This is a genomic window from Streptomyces sp. NPDC051051, assembly GCF_040682975.1.
GTDB lineage: Bacteria > Actinomycetota > Actinomycetes > Streptomycetales > Streptomycetaceae > Streptomyces.
Window position 1 is genome coordinate 111,983 of sequence record NZ_JBFBCB010000003.1, and the last position, 22,349, is coordinate 134,331.

The window sequence follows — 22,349 nt, forward strand, 5'->3', positions numbered from 1 at the left end:
ACAGGATTCGTCCAGCGTCTCGGGGTCAGGGACAGGAGGCGAGCGCGGCTCGTCCGGCATCGAGGAAACGGCGAGCACGGGGGAAGTCGCGCAGCTGCTCCTCCAGCAGATCCAGGCCGGGCACGAGGGACCGCGCGGGCACTCCGCGGGCGGTGAGGAGGTCGGCGGTCCAGGTCAGGAAGTCGGTGAAGATCTCGGGGGCGTCGACGTACAGGGCGGCGGTCAGGAAGTCGACGATGTGGGCGAGGTCCTCAGCTGTCCGTTCCCGCTGTTCGTCGTTGTAGGCCTTCATGGGCGGAAAGCGCTGTTCGAGGGAGTGGAAGGTCTCGCGCACCAGGCGGGTGGAGGCGCCCGCGACCACGGTGTACTCCTGGTCGCCCAGATGGGGCAGGTCGTCGATCGCCTGGTGGGCGGCCGCCGGCCGGGCCGGGAGACCGGAGGCGAGCCGGTCGGCGGCGGCCCGGGCGTCGGGCTCCCACGCGTCGGCGCCCAGCATGCGGGCGTATCGGCCGTCGGCGCCGAAGGCGAGACCGCCGGCCATGACCGGGGTCCCGGTGGCCTGGACGGCGGTGATCGCCGTGTGGGCGAGGGGCAGGCGCGTCGGCAGGGAGCTGGACAGGCACACCGCGTCCGGTCCGGTGCGGTGGATGTGGCCGATCAGATGGGCGGTGGGCACCTGCGCGCCGAGGTAGTCCACTCGGCAGCCGCGGAGCCGTAGCGTCTCCGCCACCAGGCGTGCGGGCAGTGCGTGCCACTCCTGGTCCACGCAGGCGACGGTGACGCGACCGCGCGGTACGGCCGGCCGGTTGCCGGGCAGGGCGGAGATGACCCGCTCGTTGATGGCGGTGGCGATGTGCTCGTCCGCCACGCTCATGCGGCCGGCCGCCCACTCGCCACCCACCTTCCGCTGGACGGACCCGATGACGTCCAGCAGCACCGCCTCGGGCTCCAGCCCGGTGCGCAGGGCTTCGGTGACGACGTCGACGGCCGCGTACTCGTCCCCCTCCCGGACGGCCGCCCAGAGCCTGTCCGCCCAGCGAGAGGCCTGCCCGTCGCCGTGCGGTGAGGTCCGGCCGGCGTCGACGCCGTGCCGACGCGAGCCCTCCCGGGTGTCGGTGCTGTGGCTGGTCATACCGTGTACCTGCCCCGGGTCGTTCCGTCCACGGCACTGAGGTGGGCGCCGCGCGGAGCGGTGATGGCCATGAGGGCGATGTCGTCGTGGCGTCCGCTGCCGATCCACTGCGAGGCGACCATCTGGATGTGCTCGACGACGGCCTCGGCGGGCATGCCGGCGCAGTCCTGTGCGGCACGCCGGAGGCGCTGCTCGCCGAACATCGTGTCGCCCAGGGGGCCTCCCCTGGCTTCGGTGACGCCGTCGGTGAACATCAGGCACGTCTCCCCCGGGGCGAGCCTGACGTCCGCGGTCCGGGAGGTGATGGTCGGCATGACGCCGATCAGGGTCCCCCGGGTGTCGGCCTCCTCGACCGTTCCGTCACCGCGCACGATCAGCGGTGTGGGATGGCCGGCCGAGGTCAGGCGCAGCACCACGTCGCCGTTCTCGCGGCGGACGGAGGCCAGCACCAGGGTGGCGAAGCGGGTGTGGTGGCTGTTGCGCATGGCGTTGTTCAGCAGCCGCAGCATCTTGTCGTGGTCGTCGGCCATGGGCAGCAGAGCGTGCAGCGTGTTGCGAATCTTGCCGGTGAGCACGGCGGCTTCCAGCCCCTTGCCGGCCACGTCCCCGAGCACGGCGAGCGTCTCGGGGCAGTCCTCGGTCGGCGGATGGACGTCGTAGAAGTCGCCGCCCATGCGCTCGGAGTCCTTGCTGGGCCGGTAGCCCCCGGCGAACTCGACGCCCTGCACCTGCCGCAGGGTGGGCGGCAGGAGTTCCCGCACGAGCGTGTCGGAGATCGAGTTCTGCTCCGCGTAGAGGCGGGCGGCCGACATCGCCGCGCCGGCCCGGGCGGCGAACAGCCCGGCCAGTGCCTCCTCCGCGCCGGTGAAGGCGGCTTTGTGGCTACGGCGCAGCAGGACCAGGGCGCCGGCCGGCACACCGTGGCCCGGGAGCGGCGCGATGACCAGCGAACCGACCTCGCCGAATCCCTGGGGGACCAGCCAGTGCGGTGCCGCGGCGGGATCTGTCCACCGCGAGGGCACCGGTGGGAAGCCGCGCAGCGCTTCGGCCAGGCCCGGCACGGTCTCGGGCGTCCCGGCAGCCGTGGTGTGGGTCACCTCGCCCAGATGGTCGCAGACGACCAGGGGCAGCTTCTTGGCCACGGTGGGGGCGACGACCAGCGCGGCGTCCGCCAGATGCTCGGCGGCCAGGCGGCGGTGACCTCCATGCAGCGCTCACGTTCAGCGAGGCGAGAAGAGCACTGGAGGCCTCGGTGAGGAACCGGGTGCGCCCGCGCTCCGCCTCCAGTTCCTCGAGCGCCGACCGGTGCGCGGTCTCGTCCACGAGCCACCACGCGGTGTTGCCGTCGGGCAGGACGGACGGGTGGGCGGAGAAGAAGCGATCGTCCACCGCGCCGCTGACGGGTTCCGGGTGGAGACGCTCGTCGACGGCGGCGAGCCAGGGCGGTGCGGACAGGCTCTGACCGGGTCGGGCCGCGGGCAGGAGATCGCGGGCGGCGTCGTTGAGTTCCACGACGTGCCCGTCCGGGGCCAGGACGATCAGTGGATGGGGCGCGGTGGCAGCGCTCGGTGTGCTGGCGCCACCGGTGCTGGGGCGTCCGGGAAGGAAGTCATGCCGCGGGCCCCTGCGCGTGGACCCTCACCTCACTCAGCGAAGAAGACAGTTGTCGGAGAGCAACAATCGCGCAGGTGAGTGCGTGGCGCAACCACGGGACTCGGGATCGGCGTGACGCCGCGTCCCCCGGAGTCGCCGATCCCCCGGAAAATGGGGGGCCACCGCACTCTTCGCCCCTGCCGAGACCCCGCGAACCTTCACTCTTCGTTCACATGGAAGCTCCGGGGTGAGCCGCCCGAGCGGCTTGACGGCCGGGCCCCGGAGCCGATCCCCGGCCGGGGGGGGCGACCGGTCTTCGGCCTTCGGGGCGCGCACTTCTGCCACCGCCCCGGCGCGACGGACCGCGCATCCGTCGAGGTGTCGCCACCAAGGTAGGCCCAGAAGTCGCACACACTTTTGGCGTATGCACACACATTCATCTGCGATCGCACACACCAGCGGTCGCTTGCTCGTCCGTTCCTCGGGTACTGCGTTTGAATGAGCATGGGTGTTCACAGCGCCTCAGGCTTACTGAAAGCGACTGATCAGTGACGCATCTCGACGGCCCCGGCGACGATCAAGCCGACGGACCCCTTGACGGCCCGGAGGCGACGGCCCTCGAGATCGCTGATGCCGTGGAGAACCTGACGGACCTCTGGGCCGCCGCCGCGCACGACGCGACGCTGCGGTTGTCGCCGCATCAGCTGCGGGCACTGCGTGCGCTGCAGGTCACGCCGGGCCTCAATCTCACCGCTCTGGCGGAGTGTCTGGACATCGGACTGCCCACGGCCAGCCGGCTGTGTGACCGCCTCGAGGCGGCCGGCCTGCTCGACCGTTCGTTCCATCCGCGCAAACGCCGCGAGGTCCAGCTGATGCTGACCGCGGCCGGTCAGGAGGTGCTCGGGGAGGTCGCCGGGCGTCGCGCCCGGGCTCTCGCCGTCACTCTGGGGGTGATGGAACCCGCCGACAGGGACGCGTTGCGGCGTGGGCTGAGGGCGCTTCTCAGGGCACGTCGCGCCGGTCTGTCACCGTCACGACATCCCGACCCCGGGTGACGGAGGTCGGCTCGCCGGTGGCGCCTGCCGTGCCGTCCCACTCGTGCGGCCGTTCCAGTCCAGGCAGACGACCGCGGCGTCGGCCGGGAGGTGTCTGCTTCCGAAGTGTTCGATCACACCGGAGACCATGGCGCGCGCCGCCTCGTGCGGGGACTCCCGTCGTGTGGCGCTGAGGGTCTGCCGCAGGGCACGGTCTCCGAACGATCCGCCCTCGGCGTCGCGGGCGCCGTGCATGCCGGTGCTCACCACGACGAGCCGGTCACCGGGTTCCACCATGAAGGTCTGCTCCTCGTAGAGCGTCTCCTCGAGCATGCCCAGCGGCAGCTGCGCCTCCAGTTCGATCTGCTCGATCGCGTCGCCGCGCTGACGGTAGAGCAACGGCGAACCGGCGTCGACGGCGTGCACGGCGCCGGAGTCCAGATCGAACCGCAGCAGCAGGGTCGAGGAGTACATCTCGCCCCGGTACTGGGCGAAGAGGGCCTGGTCGGCGAGGCAGGCTTGATCGGCAAGCCCGATCCCGGCGCGGCGTGCGTTGCGCAGGGCTCCGACGGTGAGGCTCGTGAGCAGGGAGGCGTCGATGCCCTGGCCCATGCCGTCGGTCACGCTGAGAGTCAGGTGGTCGGCACCGGTCGGCCAGTCGAAGTTGTCGCCGCCGACGCTGTAGGCGGGCTCCAGATGGGCGCCGATGACGTACTCCTGGCGGGCGCAGCCCCGGCCGGGAAGAAGCTGCCACTGCATCTCGGCGGCGAGGGTGAGACGCCGGGTGCGGCGAGCCTGGAGATACAGGTCGGTGTCCCGGTCGGCGGTGGTGACCTCGTGGGGCAGTGCGGTGGCGAAGTCGTTGAGCTGGAGCACGGTGGCGGGGTCCGTCATGCCGCGGGGCAGGCGGACGGACAGGATGCCGAGCCGGTCGCCGCGCACGGTCATCGGCAGATGAACGCAGTGGGTGGGGGTCGGGTCGTCGGCGACTTCGACGACCGGGGCCTGGCTGAGGAAGGCTCGTCCGACGGGCCCTTCGTGGGCGGGTACGGGATCGCCGGTGTGCGGCAGGTCGGTGACCGGCTGCAGAACGCTCAGCCCGTAGTCGGCCAGGAACAGGGTCACCCGCTCGGCGCCGACCCGGTCGGCGAGCAGACGCCGGGCCGTGGCGACCAGCGCGTGGGGCGGAGCGGCGCGCAGTTGGCTTTCCGCGGACGGGACCGTCGTGAAGTGCTCAAGGCGTCCACCCTCTCCCCTGCCCCCTCGATCTCTCTACGTTGTCCCGGTCGCCCCCCCCGGCCCGGGATGCTTCCGAACGGACGACGACCCGGAGGCGACGCCCCGGACACGACGCTCGGATGCGCCCCGTCCGTTCGCGGCCCGGAAGGCCTGGGCGGCACTCCGCGTGGCCGCCCCGAGGGAGGCCGGCCGGACCGCCGCGGGCATCGCCTCGCACCGCGAGCCGTGCCCGGCCGGCAGGCACCTGCTCCCGCCCCCGCGAGGTCATTCCGAAGCGGGCCGGGGCGACGGCATGCCGGAGACCCAGGCGCTGACGGTGACGGTGGTGCCGTGACCCGGGCGGCTCTCGACGGCGAACTCCTGCACCAGCCGTCTGGCTCCGCTCAGGCCCAGGCCCAGGCCGCCGCCGGAGGTGCAGCCGTCGGTCATGGCCCGGTCGAGGTCGCGGATGCCCGGTCCCGTGTCGGTGAAGGTCAATTGGAGCCCGCGGAGTGCCCCGCGCTCCACAGTGGCGATCTCCACCCGCCCGCCGCCGCCGTGGACCAGGGTGTTGCGGGCCAGTTCGCTGGCCGCGGTGAGCAGTTTGGTCAGGGGCACCAGGGCGAACCCGCGTTCGGTCGCGGCCTGCCGCACCTGCTGCCGCACCCGGGCCAGGTCGGCGTCCGAGGCGATGGGCAGGCTCATCGTGACGGTGCGGCGCGAGGCGTCGTTCACCGGCCGCCCTCCGCACCCACGGGCGGGGTGCCCGTCACGAAGCGCGTGGGCGGTCCTCCCGCGCGGTCGACGTCGTGGGCGGCGGGCAGGGGGCGCGGGACGGGTCCCGCTTCCGTGCGGGTGCGGACCGCGGCGGGTGGCTTCCCGGCCGGGATCCTGCGCGCGGCCGGCGAGGGGGCGGTGGAGGTGACGCCGGGGAGGATCTGCACGGGGATCCGGGTCCGGAGCCGACCGGGGAACACACCCGCCCGCCGTGCCGCCGGTCCGGCGGCCACTCCCGGTGCCGGCATCTGCATCTCCCCCTCTGAGCGGGGCCGCTCGGCCACTTCGCGGAGGGCGATCAGCCGATACTTGCCGCATGACAAACATTAGCGGGTGAGGCGAGGCGCGAACAACACGCCCTCGCCGGAATCGGCAAAGTTCCCACGGCCGGCCCTCACGACTGCCGGCCGCGCCAGTCCAGACAGACCACCAGGGCATCGTCACTCGGAACCGCGTCACCCCGGTGGCCCGTCAGTTCACGCAGGACGGCCCGGGGCACCTCGGCGGCGGGGAGCAGCCGGGTGGACAGGATCGCCCGGGCCAGGGCGGCGTCGCCGTACGTCTCGCCGCCCGGGGAGGCGACCGCGTAGACCCCGTCGCTGACGAAGACGAGACGGTCACCCGGCTCGACCTCGAACTCCTGGGGCACGTAGTCCGTCTCCTCGAACATGCCGAGCGGCAGCTGGGCCTCGAAGGTGACGCGCTCCACCTTGCCGTTGCGCAGGCGCAGCATCTGCGGGGAGCCGGCGTCCACCACCTGGACCCGTCCGCCGGTGAGATCGAACTCGAACATGAGGACGGACAGGTAGCGGTGCCCCCGGTAGTGGGCGTAGACCGCCTGGTCGGCGAGCGCCGCCTGGTCGGCGAGCGAGAGGCCCGCCCGTCGGGCGTTGCGCAGCGCGTTGACGGCCAGGTTCGTCAGCAGGGAGGCCTCTATGCCCTCGCCCATGCCGTTGGAGAGGTAGAGCATCAGCCGGTCGGCGGTCGACGACCAGTCGAAGTTGTCGCCGAAGATCGCATACGCGGGCTCCAGCTGGGCACCCAGCTCGAACTCCGGGCGGGCGCAGGAACGGCCGGGGAGCAACTGCCACTGCATCTCCGCGGCCAGGGTCAGCCGGTCCTTGCGCCGCGCCTGGAGGTAGAGATCCGTGTCCCGTTCCGCCACGACCACCTCGTGCCCGAGGACCTCCGCGATCTCCGTCAGTTCCTGGAGGCTGTCACGCGCGTGATCGCCGCCCGGCAGGGTCACCGACAGGACACCGAGACGGTCCCCCCTGACGGTGACGGGCAGGTGTACGCACACCAGGCCGTCCGAGACGCCCTCGACGAAGGCCTCCTGGGCCCCGAAGGCACGGCCGACCGGGCCGTGGTGCGCCGGCACCGACTCCTGGATCTGCGGCAGCCCGGACACCGGTTGCAGAACGGTCAGGCCGTAGTCGGCCATGAAGAGTTCGACGGATTCCGCCGCGTAGTGCTCGACGAGAACGCGTCGGACCTCCTCGAGCAACTTGTCCGGCGCCGCCGCGCGCAGAGCGCGCTCCGCGGTCACGAATCTCTTCACGTGGAGAAGTACACCAATCTCTTGTCGGATGGAGCAGGCCTCGCCCACCTGACGGGTACCCGCTGCGGAGCAGCCGTGCCCGTGGTGGTCACCTCTCTAGCCGGCTCGATCGCCTAGTACGCTGACGGTTGTCCCGGTGCCTACGAGAGTGTGACTGTGGCTTCCTTCCGCCCCCACCCAGAGCCAGACGGGGTCGCGCGCATGGCCGCCACGGCCGCGGAGCTGCTGGAAGTCCTGTGGGGCAGGGCCTCGACGGCACCCGTGTCGGCGTCGCAACTGCGCGTCCTGCTCATTCTGGAGCATCACGAAGGCATCAACCTGCGCACTCTCGCCGACGCTCTCGCCTCCACGCCGCCGTCGGCCAGCAGACTGTGCGACCGTCTTCAGGCCGCCGGCTTCGTCGAGCGGACGGTGAGCCAGAGCGACAGGCGCGAAGTGCGCCTGTACCTCAGCGGCCGGGGCACCGCGTTCCTCGCCGACCTGCGCGCGCGCAGGGAGAAGGTGCTGCGGGCGGTGCTCGACCAGATGCCCCCCGCGCAGCGCACCGCACTGCTGCGGGGGCTCGAGGCGTTCTGCGACGCGGCAGCGGTGCGGATACACGACGACGCCCAGGACGTCGGCAGCCAAACCGCCTGAGTGACGCGCCGCGGTGTCCGTCGCACCGCCCTCCGCCCGGCGCCGGTTGCCAGCGAGCAGAGCGGCCCCCGCCCACTGGAACATTCCTGGATCCCTCCCGCCCGCGTCCCGTTCCACTCTCTTGTCTCACGACCATAGTTGTCAAATGGCAACTGTCCGAGCCTCCTGCCGGTGACGCCCCGCACCGCTGATCCCGACGCCCGTGGAAGAGACCGGCCGCGGCCGGACGGAGGACGTACGGGCCCACGACGACCCCGCCGGGTCGGCACCGGCGGGCGGTGGTCCTCCCCCTGAGCGCGGGGCCGAAGAAAAAATCGACCGGAAGTGAAACCAAGGCGCCACAGGCGGCGGAATGCGTCCTCACAGATTCGAGACGAACTCGAACGAAGGGAAGAGCCGCCATGACCGCACGTGTTGCAGGTGCCGCCCTCGTCGTCGGTGCCGCCGTCACCCTGTCCGCCGCCGCCCCCGCACTCGCCCAGCCGCAGGCCGCGAGCGACCAGGCCACCGTGTCCGTGCTCCACGGAGTACCCGGCCTGACGGTCGACGTCTACGCGGGAGACAAGGAGCTGATCCCCGACTTCAAGCCCGGAACGCTCACCGATCCGATGAAGCTGGACGCCGGCTCGTACGACATCAAGGTCTTCAAGGACGGTGAGGGGCCGGACGGCACCCCGGCCTTCGAGAAGACGGTCGACGTGCCCGCCGGCGCGAACGCCACCCTGGTCGCCCATCTGACCGCCGACGGCAAACCCGCGCTGGACGCGTTCGTCAACGACACCTCCAAGGTGCCGGCCGGCCAGGCGCGGCTGACCGTCCGCCATGTCGCCGCCGCCCCCGCGGTGGACGTCCGGGCCGACGGGACGCCGGTGTTCAAGGGCCTGGAGAACCCGAAGGAGGCCAAGGGCGAGGTCGCGGCCGGGACCGTGTCGGCCGACGTGGTCCTGGCCGGCACCGACACGGTGGCGATCGGACCGGCCGAGCTGAACCTGGCCGAGGGCACCAACACCGTCGTCTACGCCTGGGGCAGCGCCCAGGACAAGAACCTGGCGCTCAAGACCCAGACGCTGACGGGCATGCACTCCGCCCCGGGCGGAGTCCCGGCCGGTGAGAGCGGCCAGGCCGCCGCACACAACGAAAGCCTGCCGCTCGGCGCCCTGTCCCTGGGCGCCGTGTCCGCCCTGGCCGCAGCCGGACTGCTGCTCAGGCTGCGCACCTCGGCCCGATAGGCGCGCCGGACACAGCCCTCGTCACAGCAGGGGTGCCGCTGTCCGGCGGTGGCACCCCGCAATCTCAGCGCAGGGAGGACTTCTCCATGGGCAAGCGGTCGTCACGGCGGCCCGTCCTCGTCGGGCTGGCGTTCGCGCTGGCGGGGCTCATCGTCTCCACCGTCCTGCTCACCGGCTCCCGGTCCGGAGAGCGGGCCCCCGTCGCCGACGGCTTCGGCGCGACGCAGGCCACCGGCGTCCCGACGGCCGGCCCGGCGCGGGAGACGGTTCCCGCGGCGGTCGCCGGCGGGCGTGCACCGAGCGCTCCCGTCTCGGCCACCGGGCCGGTCGCCGGGCCGGTCGCCGGGCCGACGTCGCTGGCCCTGCCCCGGCTCGACGTCCGCGCTCCGGTCGATCCGGTGGGAGTCACGGGCGACGGGCAGGTCGCGGTACCGAAGGATCCCGACCGCGTCGGCTGGTACCGCTACTCCCCCGCGCCGGGCTCCCCGCAGGGCTCCGCCGTCGTGGTCGGCCACGTCGACGCCAAGGGGCGCGGGCTGGGCGTCCTCGACGCTCTGAACGACGTGAGACAGGGCGACGAGGTGCTCGTCGAGAGCGGGGACGGCGACGCGATCGCGTACCGCATCACCACGCGTAGCACCGTCAGCAAGCGGGACCTGCCGTCGTCGGACGCGTTCCGCAGGGACGGTCCGGCCGTCCTCACCCTCATCACCTGCACCGGTCCCTACCTCCCCGACCGCGGCGGGTACCAGAACAACCTGGTGGTCACCGCGGTGGAGGCACCGAAGTGACCTCACGATGGGGCGGATCCGAGGTCCTGGCCGCCGGTGTGGCGGCCGCGGCGTCCATGTCCGACGCCGGCCTGGGAGACGGCTTCGCGGTCGGTGACGAGTCGTGCCTCAGCGAGGCATACCGAAGGTGGGGTGCGCTGGTGTTCACGGTGGCGACGCGCAGGCTGGGAGATGCCGAGGAGGCGAAGGACGTCACGCAACAGGTCTTCGTGGGGGCCTGGCAGGGCCGCAAGGGGTACGACGCCGGGCGCGGGTCGCTCAAGACGTGGATCATGGGCATCGCCCACAAGAAGGTCGCCGACGCCCTCACCAGACGCTCCCGGCACTTGAGGGACGTGGAGGCGATCACCTCGGCGGCGTCGTCGGCCGCGCCCGAGCAGCCCGCGGCCCCGGCCGACTCCGTACTGGACCACGTTCTGCTGACGGACGAGTTGGACAGGCTTCCCGAACAGCAGCAGACGGTGCTCAGAATGGCGTTCTACGAAGATCTCACCCAGGCGCAGATCGCCGAGCGGACCGGTCTCCCGCTCGGCACCGTCAAGAGCCACACCCGGCGCGGACTGATGCGGATGAAGAACCGATTGGAGGTGGACGGTGGAGCACACGGATGACGAAACACTGGCCCTGATCGCGATCGGGGAGGAGCCGTCCCCTCCCACCGCGGAGCACCTGCTCGGGTGCGCCCGTTGCGCGCGGGAGCTGCGGGCCCTGCGCCACGTGGTCGCGAGCGCCAGAGCGTCTTCGCTGGACGAGCACGACCTGCTCCAGCCGCCGGCCGGCCTGTGGGACTCCATCGCCGCCGAACTCGGCATCTCCGTCCGGCACGACCGCGACGCCGGAACGGCCCCGTCCCCCGTCCGCGTGCCACGCCACACGGAGGAGGAGGAAGGCCTCTCCGGCGCGGTGGAGAGCCACCCCGCGGCGCGGACCGCGACACGGACCGCGCCGCGGGCAAGGCTCCGCAGGCCGGGTCGCTTCGCCGTGGCGCTGGCCGCGTGTGCCGCGCTGTTCGGCGCGGCCGCGGGGAGCACCGTCACCTGGTGGATGACCCAGGAGAAGTCCGCGAGTGTCCCGTCGGCCGCCTCCGAGCGGCTCGACTCACTGCGCGCCGACTCGGCCGGCTACGCCCGGCTCAGCGACGGCGGCGGGCACCGAACCCTCGACATCACGGTCAAGGGTCTCCCCCGTACGTCCGGCTACTTCGAGGTCTGGCTCATGGACCGCACCCACACCAAGTTGGTCTCCATGGGCGTCCTGGGCCCCGACGGCCGCGCCGCACTGCCCGTCCCCGACAACATCGACCTCCAGGAGTACTCCGTGGTCGACGTGTCCGTTCAGCCCTACAACGGCAAACCCGACCACTCCGGCGACAGCGTCGTTCGCGGCCCGTTCGCCGGCTGACCGTCCGCTCCCCGCACCGGGCGCCGACCCGGCGACGGGGCGGACCGATGTCGCATCGTCAGTGCGTCGTTCGCGTCGTCAGCGCATCGTTCATCCGAGGTGGCGAAAGGTCCCGCTGTCCCGCAGACAGCGGCTGAGCCGGTGCAGGCCCCGGCGTGCGTGGCTCTTGACGGTGCCCAGCGGCCAGCCGGTCACCTCGGCGATCTGCTTCTGCGTCAGGTCGTCGTAGAACGTCAGGCCGAGAACGCGGCGCTGCGGGGCGGGGAGTCTGGCCAGCTCGTGACCGATGATCACCCGGTCGATCACGGCATCCGGCTGGGCGTCGGACTCCGGCGCCGCGCCGGGCGACAACGAATGGGCCGCCGCGCCGAGTTCGGCCCGTCGGGTCCTGGCGGACAGCGCGTCCGCGATCTTGCGACGGGTGATCCCGGTGAGCCAGGCGGCCAGGGTGCCGCGCTCCGGGGCGAACCCGGAACGTCCCCGCCACGCCGCCAGGAACACCACCTGCGTGACGTCCTCGGCCTCGCGGGCGTCCCCGAGGGAGCGACGCGCCAGGGTGTAGACCAGTGGGCCCCACCGCTGGTAGACGGCGGCCACACCTGCCTCGTCACCCGCCATGAAGGCTGCGACGACCTCCTCGTCGGCCGGCGTTTCCCCGGCCGGAGCCCGTAGCGGCGCGGACCGGGCGGTCGGTTCGACGGTCTGCCGTGCAGTCATGGCGATTACTCCTCGTGCAGGAGGGACCGGTTCCGGCTCGGAGGGCCCGGGCCACTGCGCGGCCGCGCGGAGCCACGGACTCCGCACAGCCGGCCGCAGGAAGCGATTCGACGCGTCCAGCATGCGGAGCCGTACATCCGTGCGGCAACTTGCATCGACTCTGCATCGGATCAGCGCCGCGCCGTCGACACCGCGACCGGCCGCCCTCGGCGGACCGCTCCTCCGCCCCAGGTCAGGGGCGTGCGCCGCGGAGGACACCGCGGGGGCGCGTCCGGCTCAGGCGGAGTTGTTCCCGCTGACCCGCCTGAGCCGCAGGGTCCGGCGTTCCCCCGGGGTCATCCCGCCCCACATCCCGTCGGACTCTCCGTTGCGCAGCGCCCAGGCACCGCAGGCACCGACCACGGGGCACCGGTTGCACACCGAGCGGGCCTGCTCGATCTGCCGCCGCCACGGGCCGTCCTCACGGATGGGAAAGAAGAGTTCGGGGTCTTCGTAGCGGCAGGCCGCCGACTCGCGCCAGTTCATACGCCTTCCGCCGTCCCGGCCGTCGCACGACAGGTGCCACCGTGGAGCACGGGACGGACCTCGCCGCAGGGTGAAGACAACATGGGATCCTCCGCCGGTCGCCTGACCGCCCGTTTTCGGGCAGTCCTGTCCCCGGCGCCCGAAGCGCCGCGGGACCCGGCAGGGGTAGACAGGAATATAGACTTTTCGGTTCTTTTCGGCCACCCCTGTCACTCTCCGCACCCCGGCCGTCCGGGCCACCGGCGCGGCGACCCGGAGCACGGCACCCGTGCCTGCGAGGAGCTCACCGAGCGACGATCACCGGTGACGAGACGCCGGCGATCAGACGAAGGCGCTCTGCCCGGTGATCGCCTTTCCCACGATCAACGTGTTCATCTCCCTGGTGCCCTCGAAGGAGTAGATGGCCTCGGCGTCCGCGAAGAAGCGCGCGACGTCGTACTCCAGGACGATGCCGTTTCCCCCGAATATCTCCCGGGCCCAGGCCACCACCTCACGCATCCGGGCGGTGACGTGCGCCTTCGCCAGGGACGAGTGCTCGTCGCGGAACACCCCTGCGTCCTGGAGCCGGGCCAGCTGGAGCAGCATGCCCCAGCTCGAGGTGATGTTGCCGAGGCTCTTGACCAGGAGGTCCTGCACGAGCTGGAAACCCGCGAGCGGACGGCCGAACTGCTGCCGCTCGGAGGCGTAGCGGAGGGCGAGTTCATAGGCGCCGATCATGACGCCGAGGGCCTGCCAGGCGACACCGCTGCGCGTGGCGCGCAGGGTCTCGGCGACGTCGCGGAAGGAGGACGCGTTCTGCAGCCGGTCGGACTCCGGGACACGGACGTCCTCGAGGGTGATGTCGGCGTTCTCGACGATGCGCAGCGACGTCTTGTGGGCGATCTTCTCGACCTTGAGGCCAGGCGTGTCGCCGTCGACGACGAATCCCTTGACCTGGTCGTCGTCGACGTCGCGGGCCCAGACGACGATGTGGTCGGCGAAGGTGGCGTTGCCGATCCAGCGCTTGGCGCCGTTGAGCACCCAGCCGTCGCCCTCACGCCGGGCGGTGGTGTGCATGCCGGCCGCGATGTCGGAGCCGTCGAGCGGTTCCGTGAGCGCGAACGCCCCGACGGTGTCCATCCTCGCCATGCCGGGCAGCCAGCGGTCGCGCTGGGCCTGGTCGCCTCCGGTGTGGATGGCGTGCATGGCGAGCCCGTTGTGGACTCCGAAGAAGGTGGCGACCGAGGCGTCGACCCGGCTCATCTCCATCGCCATCATCCCGGTCAGCAGATGGCTGGCGGCGGGGCGGTGATCGCCGTAGCCCTCGTAGGGCAGGCCGACCAGCCCGCTCTCACGGAAACGGGCGATCAGCTCCCTGGGGAAGGAGCCGTCGGCCCACCGGTCGGCCACCAGCGGCTGGACCTCGTCGCGCATGAACGCCCTCGTCCTGAGGAGGACTTCGCGCTCGTCCTCGGTCAGTGCGGCCTCGAAGTCGTAGAAGTCGGCGGCGTTCTGCTGTTCCGTGAGTGAAGTCATGGGGCCCTTCTTCCACGCTCGCGCCGGGCGATGCGCGCCGCGGGGCGTCACCTCCGCGGGTCTCCGTCCAGGGCCGGCGGGCCGCGGCGGCCTCCCGCCGCGGCCGGGCGTCCGCAGTCGACGGCCGGCGCCCGCGTCCGGCCGGCGGCGCCTGCACTCGGCTGCCGGCGTTCCCGGCACGGGAGACGCACCGGGGCGGCGGTGCATCCGCGAGCGCCCTTTCCTGCGAAGAACGTGCAGGTCCCGTGAGGTGACGGGATCCCGAAGCAACCGAGACAAGGCAGGTGCCCCTTGCCGTCCCCCGTGCCCCCGCTCTCCGGCCTCGACGTTCCGGAACGTGCGGCGCCGCGCCGCGCGACCGCTCGGAACCTGTGATGGGCCTCGATGCGGGGGATGCCGCGGAGACGTCCGACGCCGGAATCACCACCGGTTGCCTGGCCCGCAGGCTCGGGGTCTCCCCCACCACCTTGCGCAGCTGGGATCGGCGGTACGGCCTCGGGCCGGCGGTGCGCGACGAGGGCAAGCACCGCCGCTGGACGCCGGAGGACGTCGCCACGGTCCAGGAGATGTGCCGTCTGACCGCGAGTGGCGTCCCTCCGGCGGAGGCCGCGCGCATCGCGAGACAGCGCCCGTCCACCGGAGCCACGCTCCGGGCCGCCCTCCACGCGACGCCCGCGACAGACCGTCGGGGGGAGCCGGAGCGGTCGGCCGCCGCGCCGTCCCCTCCGGCGCCGCACCACGAGAGCGCGGCGCCGTCCGAGCATCCGCGGCAGGCGTGCGTGGGACTCGCACGTGCCGCGGTGCGCCTGGACGCCGCAGCCGTCCAGGAGCGGCTCACCGACGCCGTCAGCACCTACGGGCTGATCGGCGCCTGGGAGAAGGTCATGGTTCCCTCGCTCCGGGCGGTCGGTCGCAGGTGGGAATCCTCGGGCGACCGCTACATCGAGGTGGAGCACCTGCTGTCCTGGCACATCTCCGCCACACTGCGGCACGTCTACGTCACATCGACCCTGCGGCACGCGCCGCACGCCGCGCCCCCCGTGCTGCTCGCCTGCCTGCCCGGCGAGCAGCACACGCTGCCGATCGAGGCGCTCAGCGCGGCGTTGGCCGAACTGGGCGTGTCCGCCCTGGTGCTGGGCGCCGCCGTCCCCACCGAAACGGTCGTGGCCGCGGTCCAGCGCGTCGGGCCCGTGGCGGTGGTCCTCTGGTCGCAGTCGCGGTCGACGGCGAGCCTTCCGTTGGCCCGCCGCATCGCGGCGACGCGCTGGGGGGTGCGCGGCGCCCGCACGCAGAGCCTGGTCATGCTCTGCGGGCCCGGCTGGAGCAGGCCGGCGGAGCCCGGCCTGACGTGTCCGGCCGGGCTGAGCACGGCGGTCCGGATGCTCAGCTCGGCAGGGTCCGCCTGAAGGGCACGGCCTTCGGCCGGCCGACACCTTCGCCACGTCCACCGCGGCCGTTCGCCACCTCGACTCGTAGCGTACGTTCGTACGCTACGAGCCTACGAACGTACGCATGCCGACGGACCACTTCGCGGACGACCCCGTACCCACCTGGAGCGCATGCTCGCGGGCGATCTCTACGTCGCCGACGAGCCGGAGATCGCGCGCCGTCAGCAGCAGGCCGTCCGCCTGGCCGCCCGCTATCAGGCCGCCTACGCCGAGGACGCCGACGCCGCCCGGCCGCTCCTCGCCGAACTCCTGGGCGCGCTGGGCGAAGAGGCGCACGTGCGGCCACCGCTCCACGTCGACTACGGCGGCAACATCACGATCGGCGCACGCACCTTCGTCAACTACAACCTGACCGCACTGGACGTCGCGGCCATCACCATCGGCCAGGACTGCCAGATCGGTCCCGACGTCCAACTGCTCACCCCCACGCACCCTCTGGAGCCGCAGCCCGGCGGGACAAGCTGGAGGCGGCGAAGCCGATCACCATCGGCGACAACGTCTGGCTCGGCGGTGGCGCGATCGTCCTGCCCGGTGTGGCCATCGGCGACAACTCCGTCGTCGGCGCGGGCGCCGTCGTCACCAGGGACCTGCCCGCGAACGTCGTGGCGGTCGGCAATCCGGCCCGACCGGTGCGGAGCCTGTGAGCCCACTGTCATGGCCACCGGACACACCGACCCCCGGCGCCGCGCGCGCATCCTCGACGCCGCCCTCGGCCTCATCGCCGACGAAGGGGTCGCGGGCGTCTCCCACCGCAAGCCGGCCTACCGGGAACTCACCCAGGAATGGACGGCAGGCAGCCGCACCCACCTGGAGAAGCACTTCGACGCCGACACGGCCCGCCAGCTGGACGCCCTCATCGAGGGCCTGATCCTGCACCGCGCCCTGGCCCGGGAACCCCACGACCGCGCCCTCACCCTGGACGCCGTCACCCGCATCACCACCGTCGGCCGGGGGGACCGCTAGGAACTGTCCGGCGGGACCGCGCTCAGGTCGCGTGACGTGGTCGGAGGTAGACCTCGTCGACGAAGCACCAGGCCCACTCGTCGCCGCCTCCGATGCCCCGTATCAACGGGTGGCCACTGGACTCGAAGTGAGCGGTGGCGTGGCCATGGCGCGAACTGTCGCAACAGCCCACGTGGCCGCAGGTGAGGCACACCCGCAGGCCGACCCAGTCGTGTCCGAGAGCCGCGCACCGCAGACACACCTCGCTCTGCGGTTCGTGCTCGCGCTCGAGTGTTTCGATGTGTGCGCAGCCGCGTCCCTCCGGCCGGCCGCCGTCGGGACGCAGTGTCCACCTCGTCATGTCGTCTCCTCTTCGCCGACTGTTCCTCGCCGTCCCTCTCTTCGACCGCCGCGGGACCGTCGGATGCGCCCCGCGCCGGAAACGCTCCGAAGACAGGTGTGCGGGCCGGTGTCCGGCTGCGGGGGCAGCGGCTGCCGGTCGGCGCGCGGACCGGCACCGCCCCGGGGTCCGCCGGACTATCGTTGCGGTCATGGTCTCCCCGTCGTCGACGCAACCCACCGTCTTCCACGCCCCCCTGCGCGATCAGTTCGAGGTGTTCCTCGACGAGCATCGATCGGCGCTGCACGACAGCCTGAACGGACTGACCGAGGAGCAGGCACGCAGGTCGCTGGTCACGTCCAAGACCACCCTGCTGGGCCTGGTCAAGCATGCCGTGTTCGTCGAGAAGGTCTGGTTCGACGAGGCCATCACCTGCCGGTCACGTACCGACATCGGCATTCCCGCATCCCCCGACGAGTCGTTCGAGCTCCGCGACGACGACACGATCGCCTCGGTCCAGCGCGCCCACCGGCAGGCTTGCGCGGCGTCCCGTCGAGCGACGGCGGATCTGGCCCTGGACGACCTCGTACGGGGCAACCGCCGCGGCCCGCTGCCGCTGCGTTGGGTCTACCTGCACACGCTGCGCGAACTGGCCCAGCACTGCGGCCACGCGGACATCCTGCGCGAACAGATCCTCGCCGGTACGACGCGTCCCCGCTGAGGCCGGGACCGTCCCGCGGCACCCGCGGCCGGGCACGCGGTGCGGAGGGGGCGCCGCATCGCGCACGGGTCGCGTCGGGTCGCGTCGGCGCCCGGGCATCCGCGACAAGCGCCCGCCGGCCCGGTCGGGGAACGCCCCGGCGGCTTGCCGCGTTGTCACTGGGCCGACGACATCGCCGACCCTGGGAGTACCGTGCCCGAGACCTCGCAGACCACCTCCACCGTCGTGCCCGCGCTCCCGTCCCCGAGCGCGCAGGCCGAGCGCCTGATCGAGCTGGGGGTGCACGAGATCGCGGAGCTCTCCACCGCCGACCTGCGTTCGTTCGCCGAGGCCGCCGAGGCCTCCCGGGGCGGTGAGGGCGCCCTGCTGGCCGTCCACCCGGGCCGGGCACCGGCCTCCGCCCTGGCGCCCCTGCTCCGCCTCGACGGCAAGCCGGGTTTCGTCGTCACCGACATGCCCGACGTCGACCTCTTCGCGCCGCTCGACGACGTCGCGCCGCCCGATGCCCCGCTCTACCTTCTCTCGGGCCTCGATCGGGGCGACCACATGGCCGACTGGAGCCCGGACGAGGCTCTCCCCGCTCTCACGACGGAGGGCCGCACCCCGTTGCTGCTCACCGAGGGCATCCACTGGGTGATGCAGCTGCCCGCCGTACTGGAACGCAACCGCTGCTTCATGACCATCGGCTCCCGGCTGCGCAAGGCCGACGGGGCGCTGGATGCCCGCACTCCGGCGCTCTGGATCAGCAACGGCACCGGGCGGGACGGCCGCGAGCGCCGCAACGCCCCCAAGGTCGGCTGGTGTTGGGCGGGAAACCGGCACACCTGGCTGGGTTTCGCCTCCGCGACGGACCGCTGGGGCCGCGAGGTGTGACGCGTCGTCAGTTCCTGTTCGTCCGGTCCTGCTCGTCCGGGTCCCAGGCCTGGAGCAGGTCGGAGAGCCGTCGGTCGCCGTGGTGTTCCGTCGCGTTCTTTCCTTTCCGAAGGAAATCCCGGCCTCTCCACGTGCATCACGACAGTGCTGTTTTCAGGGCGAGTTGTGACATCAGGCTGGTCGCGCGGCATGGGCGCGCGGTATCCGGCTCCGGGACGGGGCGATGCGGCACCCGGCGTGCGCCGTCGGCAGCTGTCACGACCGCCGGGGTCGGGTCGCCGGCCGGTGCCGACGGCCTACCGGCGCCGGGTGGGCGGGTCCGTCCGGCGGCGCGGTCCATGCGTCCGGATCCGCGTCGAGGCGGCGGAGCAGGTCGAGCAGGGGCGCGCGGTCCCTGAGGCTTTCTCGTCCGGTCCGACCAGCCTGCGGGCCGGTCGGAGGCGAGCAGGGGCAGGCTGTGGGCGCCGGCGGTGATGGGGAACTCGGCAAGGCTTCGGAGAACTCACGGGATGTCGCACCGGGGCGCTTGAGCCTCCAGCCGCCGGAGGGTCCAGCATCTCCCCCATGGACGACGAACGCCCCGACGTGCTCACCATCGGCCGGCTCGCGCACCGCACCGGACTTCCGGTGCGCACCCTGCGCTTCTGGTCGGACGAGGGGGCGGTGCCCCCCGTGGCCCGCTCCGCGGGCGGCTACCGGTTGTACGACGCCGAGTCCGTGGCCCGCGTCGAGCTGGTCCGCTCCCTGCGGGAGCTGGGCCTCGGACTCGACGACGTGTGCCGCGTCCTGAACGGCCGCACCACCGTCGCCGAGGTCGCCGAGGCGCATGTGGCCGCGCTGGACGCGCGGATCCGCTCGCTCAAGGTGAGCCGGGCCGTCCTGTCCACCGTGGCGAAACGGGGTTCGACCGTTGAGGAGACAACACTGATGAACTGGTTGGCGCGGCTTTCCGCCGCCGAGCGCAAGCAGATCGTCGACGAGTTCAAGGAGGAGGTGTTCGGCGGTCTCGACGACCCGCGCCTGCGCGACCGCATACGCACCTACAGCATCGAATTGCCCGACGATCCCACACCTGATCAGGTCGACGCCTGGATCGAACTGGCCGAACTGGTGCGGGACCCCGGTTTCCGCGCCCGGTTGCGCACATGGACGGAGCTCAACACGCCCGTAGCGGGGCAGGGCCGTCCTCCCGGGGCGTCCATCTGGTGGGCCAGGCAGGTCGTGCAGACCGTCGCCGAGGTCAGAAGAGGCGGAGTCGCTCCCGAGGGACCGGCAGCGGCCGAGGTGCTGTCCGCGCTGTTCGGTGACGCCGACCGGGCCGCCGTGCTGCGTAGCCTGGAGGCCGGGATCGAGGCAGGGGCGGAGCACTACCGCAGGCTCGTCGCCCGTGTGCGCGGGCAGGATTCGTCACCCGACGCGACCGGGGAGCTGGAATGGCTGGCGCGGGCCCTGCGCGCCGCGGATCAGGCCTGACCCGGTGCTCGGCCTCGGCACCGGGCGGGCCGCCGGCCTCGCGGCCCGGCCGTCAGAGACCGCCGCCGTCGGCGAGGACGGTGCGGGCGATGCGGTCGGCGTGGGTGTGGACCGCTCCCGCGAGGTCCAGTGTGCCGCCCGAGATCACCCACTGGAGCTGCAGGCCGTCGCTGACGGCGATGCACTCACGGGCGACCGCCCGGCAGTCGGTGTCCTCGCGCAGCGTCCCGTTGCCCATGGCGGCGCCCAGTTGGCGGGCCAGCGCGTCGACGGCGCGCTCGTAGCGCTCGGCGAAGAGGGCGTGGGCGGCGCTGGCCGGATCGGCGGCCTCCGCCGAGGTGAGGACGAACAGCTCGATGAGGCCGGGCTCGGCGAGGTGGCGCTCGGTGGCCGCCACCATGGCCCGCAGGATCTCCCGGCCGCCCACGTCACCGGGCAGGCGTGACCACCATTCCGCCTCGGTGGAGAAGCGGTGCTCCATGACGGCCAGGAGCAGGTGCTTCTTACTGCGGAAGTGATGCAGCAGGCCGCCCTCGGTGATGCCGACGTCCTCCGCGATGCGGGTCAGCGCGGTGCGGTGGTAGCCCTCCTGCGCGAACCGCCGCGCGGCCGCCTCCACGATCTTCTGCCGCCGGGCTACGCCTACCGAGTAGCTGCCGCGCGGGCCTCGGGTGCTGCTGGTCATGCCGCTCACCGTAGTCATCATCCGGCGGATGACCACCCGTGGGGGCACCGACGGCGGCCCGGTGTGACGTGGAACACATTCCCAAAACCTAGCGCACTCGGTTTTTGGTTCGCATCATCGGTCGGAAACCTCGGCGTAACGACGCGCCGACCTCTCCTCGGAGCGACCATGAACACTTCACCCGACCCGGCGCCGCTGCCCGCGGCACCGGTTTCGACCGGTGACACCGACGCGACCGGCCCCACACGGTTCGTCTCCGAAACCTCCCGCTGGACCGGCGCGGAACTGCGCCGGCTGGCCGCCCTGGTGTGGCCCGGCCAGTTGCTCGTCGTGGCCGGCATCATCGCCGCCAACGCCCAGCCGCAGATCGCCCAGCACTTCCACACCACCCAGATCGCCTGGTTCAGCCTGTCGTTCACGCTGGCGACGATCGTGGCCACCCCGTTCGCGGTGCGCCTGGGCGATGTGCACGGCAAGCGGCGCGTCATGCTCGTCCTGGCCGCCCTCGGACTCGTCGGCGACGTCGTCACCGTCGTGGCGCCGAACTATCCGGTGATGGTCCTGGGCCGGGTGATCGGGGGTCTGTACGGTCCGGTCGCGGTCCTCGTCCTGGCCGCGGTCCGTGAGCTGTTCCCGCCCCGCAAGGTCGCCATGGCCCTCGGGACGGTCGCCGGTTCGGTCGGCGTGCTCAGCCTGCTCGCCCCCCTGCTGTCGGGCCGGCTGCTGGACGTGTTCGGCTGGCGCGGTGCCCTGTGGTTCCTGGTGGTCTCGACCGTCGTCGCCATCGCCACCCTGCTCGCCGTCCCCGAAACCCCCCGGCGGACCGCGGCCGGCCCGCTGGACCGGGCCGGCGCCCTCCTGCTCGGCGGCGGCCTCGCCCTGCTGGTCATCGGGATCGGCCAGGGCCGCGACTGGGGCTGGAGCTCCGCGGGAGTCCTCCTCACCCTGGCCGGCGGGGTGGCCGCCATGGCCGCCTTCGTCGTCGTCGAACTGCGCGTCGCCGCACCGATCCTGGACCTGCGGATGCTGGGGCGCCGCTCCCTGGCCACCGTCCTGCTCGGCTCCTCCGTGCCGCAGGCCGCCTTCTTCGCCTCCCAGGCGATCCTGATCTTCCTCGCCCTCTTCCCGCCCATCCCGCACGTCTCCGACGGACTGGGGTGGTCCACCACCCGCAACGCCGTCATCGGCATCCCCGCCGGACTCGTCACCTTCGCCGCCGGCATCGGCGTCGGCCGGGCGGTACGGACCGTCAGCCCCCGCGCCGTCTGGTACGCCGGCCTCGGCATCCTCACCTGCGGGCTGACCCTGGCCGCCTTCCACCACGGCGACGCGACACAGATCATCGCCACCGGCGTCGTCATGGGACTGGGCGGCGGCATCCTGATGGCCGGACAGCAGACCATGATCGTGTCGGTCGTCTCCGCGGAGGAGCAGGCCGCCGCCAACGGCATGTCCTCCCTGCTCACCCAGGTCTTCCTGGCACTGACCAACCAGATGCTCTACGCGGTCCTGGCGGCGGACTCCACCGTGCTGGACGGCACCGCCTTCTACCGCGACCGCGCCTTCACCCACGCCTACCTGGCGATGGCCGCGGTCGTCGCCGTCGGGTTGCTCATCTCCCTCGCCATCCCCAGGCTGGCCCGTCCCGCGGACGTCGCGGCCCGCGACCTCGATCCGGCACCCCCCGCGTCCGAGGCGCTCCGGTCCGCCTGACCGCACCTCCCGCTCACCGCCGGCC

At 72.4% G+C, this 22,349-nt stretch carries 22 protein-coding genes and 2 pseudogenes; 13 read left to right on the forward strand and 11 right to left on the reverse strand.

Annotation, left to right across the window (positions count from 1 at the left end):
* Positions 1–25: 25 nt before the first annotated feature.
* Positions 26–1,132, reverse strand: a complete 1,107-nt coding sequence (locus AB0N31_RS03720; RefSeq protein WP_366056711.1) for a B12-binding domain-containing protein — start codon at positions 1,130–1,132, stop codon at positions 26–28.
* Positions 1,129–2,674 (reverse strand): annotated as a pseudogene (locus AB0N31_RS03725) (PP2C family protein-serine/threonine phosphatase). The gene AB0N31_RS03720 and the pseudogene AB0N31_RS03725 overlap by 4 nt, the downstream one beginning before the upstream one ends.
* 599 nt (positions 2,675–3,273) lie before the next feature.
* Here AB0N31_RS03725 and AB0N31_RS03730 point away from each other — a divergent pair.
* A complete protein-coding gene (locus AB0N31_RS03730) occupies positions 3,274–3,780 on the forward strand; it encodes a MarR family winged helix-turn-helix transcriptional regulator (protein WP_366056712.1) in 507 nt (168 codons plus the stop codon).
* Here the strand turns inward: AB0N31_RS03730 and AB0N31_RS03735 are convergent.
* The 4 genes from AB0N31_RS03735 to AB0N31_RS03750 all read right to left on the reverse strand — a co-directional run bounded on the left by AB0N31_RS03735 (position 3,757) and on the right by AB0N31_RS03750 (position 7,315).
* Positions 3,757–4,935 carry a PP2C family protein-serine/threonine phosphatase gene (locus tag AB0N31_RS03735; protein WP_366056836.1) on the reverse strand — a complete coding sequence of 393 codons (1,179 nt, stop codon included), beginning with the start codon at positions 4,933–4,935 and terminating at the stop codon, positions 3,757–3,759. The two genes, AB0N31_RS03730 and AB0N31_RS03735, sit on opposite strands and share 24 nt — an antisense overlap.
* A gap of 327 nt (positions 4,936–5,262) precedes the next feature.
* A complete protein-coding gene (locus tag AB0N31_RS03740; protein WP_366056837.1) occupies positions 5,263–5,682 on the reverse strand; it encodes an ATP-binding protein in 420 nt (139 codons plus the stop codon).
* Between the two features lie 26 nt (positions 5,683–5,708).
* Positions 5,709–6,002 (reverse strand): hypothetical protein, encoded by a 294-nt coding sequence (locus AB0N31_RS03745; RefSeq protein WP_366056713.1) that lies wholly within the window; start codon positions 6,000–6,002, stop codon positions 5,709–5,711.
* 146 nt (positions 6,003–6,148) lie between these two features.
* Positions 6,149–7,315, reverse strand: coding sequence for a PP2C family protein-serine/threonine phosphatase (locus tag AB0N31_RS03750; RefSeq protein WP_366056714.1), 1,167 nt, complete (start codon positions 7,313–7,315; stop codon positions 6,149–6,151).
* Between the two features lie 201 nt (positions 7,316–7,516).
* Between AB0N31_RS03750 and AB0N31_RS03755 the strand changes: the two genes are divergently transcribed.
* The 5 genes from AB0N31_RS03755 (at position 7,517) to AB0N31_RS03775 (ending at position 11,372) form a co-directional block, all read left to right on the forward strand.
* A complete protein-coding gene (locus tag AB0N31_RS03755) occupies positions 7,517–7,951 on the forward strand; it encodes a MarR family transcriptional regulator (protein ID WP_366056715.1) in 435 nt (144 codons plus the stop codon).
* Positions 7,952–8,352: 401 nt separating this feature from the next.
* Positions 8,353–9,180 (forward strand): DUF4397 domain-containing protein, encoded by an 828-nt coding sequence (locus AB0N31_RS03760; RefSeq protein WP_366056716.1) that lies wholly within the window; start codon positions 8,353–8,355, stop codon positions 9,178–9,180.
* An 86-nt stretch (positions 9,181–9,266) separates the two neighbouring features.
* Positions 9,267–9,971, forward strand: coding sequence for a class F sortase (locus tag AB0N31_RS03765; RefSeq protein WP_366056717.1), 705 nt, complete (start codon positions 9,267–9,269; stop codon positions 9,969–9,971).
* A complete protein-coding gene (locus tag AB0N31_RS03770) occupies positions 9,968–10,582 on the forward strand; it encodes a sigma-70 family RNA polymerase sigma factor (RefSeq protein WP_366056718.1) in 615 nt (204 codons plus the stop codon). The genes AB0N31_RS03765 and AB0N31_RS03770 overlap by 4 nt, the downstream gene beginning before the upstream one ends.
* The gene (locus AB0N31_RS03775; protein WP_366056719.1) at positions 10,566–11,372 is read left to right on the forward strand and encodes an anti-sigma factor; all 807 of its coding nucleotides are present in this window, start codon (positions 10,566–10,568) and stop codon (positions 11,370–11,372) included. Before AB0N31_RS03770 ends, AB0N31_RS03775 begins: the two co-directional genes overlap by 17 nt.
* 90 nt (positions 11,373–11,462) lie before the next feature.
* Here AB0N31_RS03775 and AB0N31_RS03780 read toward each other — a convergent pair whose 3' ends face one another.
* From AB0N31_RS03780 to AB0N31_RS03790, 3 genes are all read right to left on the reverse strand, one after another.
* Complete coding sequence (locus tag AB0N31_RS03780) at positions 11,463–12,089, reverse strand: sigma-70 family RNA polymerase sigma factor (RefSeq protein WP_366056720.1); 627 nt, start codon at positions 12,087–12,089, stop codon at positions 11,463–11,465.
* 276 nt (positions 12,090–12,365) lie between these two features.
* Positions 12,366–12,614, reverse strand: a complete 249-nt coding sequence (locus tag AB0N31_RS03785; protein WP_366056721.1) for a WhiB family transcriptional regulator — start codon at positions 12,612–12,614, stop codon at positions 12,366–12,368.
* Positions 12,615–12,935: 321 nt separating this feature from the next.
* A complete protein-coding gene (locus AB0N31_RS03790; protein ID WP_366056722.1) occupies positions 12,936–14,129 on the reverse strand; it encodes an acyl-CoA dehydrogenase family protein in 1,194 nt (397 codons plus the stop codon).
* 374 nt (positions 14,130–14,503) lie between these two features.
* On the opposite strand from AB0N31_RS03790, the gene AB0N31_RS03795 reads away from it, so the two are divergent.
* The 3 genes and pseudogenes from AB0N31_RS03795 (at position 14,504) to AB0N31_RS03805 (ending at position 16,540) form a co-directional block, all read left to right on the forward strand.
* Positions 14,504–15,535, forward strand: a complete 1,032-nt coding sequence (locus tag AB0N31_RS03795) for a MerR family transcriptional regulator (RefSeq protein ID WP_366056723.1) — start codon at positions 14,504–14,506, stop codon at positions 15,533–15,535.
* 106 nt (positions 15,536–15,641) lie between these two features.
* Positions 15,642–16,221, forward strand: a pseudogene (locus tag AB0N31_RS03800) (sugar O-acetyltransferase).
* Between the two features lie 10 nt (positions 16,222–16,231).
* Positions 16,232–16,540 carry a hypothetical protein gene (locus AB0N31_RS03805; RefSeq protein WP_366056724.1) on the forward strand — a complete coding sequence of 103 codons (309 nt, stop codon included), beginning with the start codon at positions 16,232–16,234 and terminating at the stop codon, positions 16,538–16,540.
* A 22-nt stretch (positions 16,541–16,562) separates the two neighbouring features.
* Here the strand turns inward: AB0N31_RS03805 and AB0N31_RS03810 are convergent, their stop codons facing one another.
* Positions 16,563–17,072 carry a UBP-type zinc finger domain-containing protein gene (locus AB0N31_RS03810; RefSeq protein ID WP_366056726.1) on the reverse strand — a complete coding sequence of 170 codons (510 nt, stop codon included), beginning with the start codon at positions 17,070–17,072 and terminating at the stop codon, positions 16,563–16,565.
* Here AB0N31_RS03810 and AB0N31_RS03815 point away from each other — a divergent pair.
* From AB0N31_RS03815 to AB0N31_RS03825, 3 genes are all read left to right on the forward strand, one after another.
* A complete protein-coding gene (locus tag AB0N31_RS03815; protein WP_366056727.1) occupies positions 17,071–17,580 on the forward strand; it encodes a DinB family protein in 510 nt (169 codons plus the stop codon). The genes AB0N31_RS03810 and AB0N31_RS03815 overlap by 2 nt on opposite strands.
* Before the next feature lie 192 nt (positions 17,581–17,772).
* Positions 17,773–18,453 (forward strand): DUF5701 family protein, encoded by a 681-nt coding sequence (locus tag AB0N31_RS03820; RefSeq protein WP_366056728.1) that lies wholly within the window; start codon positions 17,773–17,775, stop codon positions 18,451–18,453.
* 564 nt (positions 18,454–19,017) lie between these two features.
* Positions 19,018–19,926: a MerR family transcriptional regulator gene (locus AB0N31_RS03825; RefSeq protein ID WP_366056729.1), complete on the forward strand. Its 909-nt coding sequence runs from the start codon at positions 19,018–19,020 to the stop codon at positions 19,924–19,926.
* A 52-nt stretch (positions 19,927–19,978) separates the two neighbouring features.
* Here the strand turns inward: AB0N31_RS03825 and AB0N31_RS03830 are convergent, their stop codons facing one another.
* Positions 19,979–20,611, reverse strand: coding sequence for a TetR/AcrR family transcriptional regulator (locus AB0N31_RS03830; RefSeq protein WP_366056730.1), 633 nt, complete (start codon positions 20,609–20,611; stop codon positions 19,979–19,981).
* A 168-nt stretch (positions 20,612–20,779) separates the two neighbouring features.
* Between AB0N31_RS03830 and AB0N31_RS03835 the strand changes: the two genes are divergently transcribed.
* Positions 20,780–22,324, forward strand: a complete 1,545-nt coding sequence (locus tag AB0N31_RS03835; RefSeq protein WP_366056731.1) for an MFS transporter — start codon at positions 20,780–20,782, stop codon at positions 22,322–22,324.
* The last annotated feature ends 25 nt before the right edge of the window (positions 22,325–22,349 follow it).

Bases quoted from the DNA above. Each gene is read 5' to 3' on its own strand.
- AB0N31_RS03830 (WP_366056730.1), bottom strand. From the start codon at position 20,611: ATGACCAGCAGCACCCGAGGCCCGCGCGGCAGCTACTCGGTAGGCGTA.
- AB0N31_RS03795 (WP_366056723.1), top strand. From the start codon at position 14,504: ATGGGCCTCGATGCGGGGGATGCCGCGGAGACGTCCGACGCCGGAATC.
- AB0N31_RS03720 (WP_366056711.1), bottom strand. From the start codon at position 1,132: ATGACCAGCCACAGCACCGACACCCGGGAGGGCTCGCGTCGGCACGGC.
- AB0N31_RS03745 (WP_366056713.1), bottom strand. From the start codon at position 6,002: ATGCCGGCACCGGGAGTGGCCGCCGGACCGGCGGCACGGCGGGCGGGT.
- AB0N31_RS03805 (WP_366056724.1), top strand. From the start codon at position 16,232: ATGGCCACCGGACACACCGACCCCCGGCGCCGCGCGCGCATCCTCGAC.
- AB0N31_RS03790 (WP_366056722.1), bottom strand. From the start codon at position 14,129: ATGACTTCACTCACGGAACAGCAGAACGCCGCCGACTTCTACGACTTC.
- AB0N31_RS03835 (WP_366056731.1), top strand. From the start codon at position 20,780: ATGAACACTTCACCCGACCCGGCGCCGCTGCCCGCGGCACCGGTTTCG.
- AB0N31_RS03815 (WP_366056727.1), top strand. From the start codon at position 17,071: ATGGTCTCCCCGTCGTCGACGCAACCCACCGTCTTCCACGCCCCCCTG.
- AB0N31_RS03765 (WP_366056717.1), top strand. From the start codon at position 9,267: ATGGGCAAGCGGTCGTCACGGCGGCCCGTCCTCGTCGGGCTGGCGTTC.
- AB0N31_RS03785 (WP_366056721.1), bottom strand. From the start codon at position 12,614: ATGAACTGGCGCGAGTCGGCGGCCTGCCGCTACGAAGACCCCGAACTC.
- AB0N31_RS03810 (WP_366056726.1), bottom strand. From the start codon at position 17,072: ATGACCGCAACGATAGTCCGGCGGACCCCGGGGCGGTGCCGGTCCGCG.
- AB0N31_RS03780 (WP_366056720.1), bottom strand. From the start codon at position 12,089: ATGACTGCACGGCAGACCGTCGAACCGACCGCCCGGTCCGCGCCGCTA.
- AB0N31_RS03825 (WP_366056729.1), top strand. From the start codon at position 19,018: ATGGACGACGAACGCCCCGACGTGCTCACCATCGGCCGGCTCGCGCAC.
- AB0N31_RS03740 (WP_366056837.1), bottom strand. From the start codon at position 5,682: ATGAGCCTGCCCATCGCCTCGGACGCCGACCTGGCCCGGGTGCGGCAG.
- AB0N31_RS03760 (WP_366056716.1), top strand. From the start codon at position 8,353: ATGACCGCACGTGTTGCAGGTGCCGCCCTCGTCGTCGGTGCCGCCGTC.
- AB0N31_RS03755 (WP_366056715.1), top strand. From the start codon at position 7,517: ATGGCCGCCACGGCCGCGGAGCTGCTGGAAGTCCTGTGGGGCAGGGCC.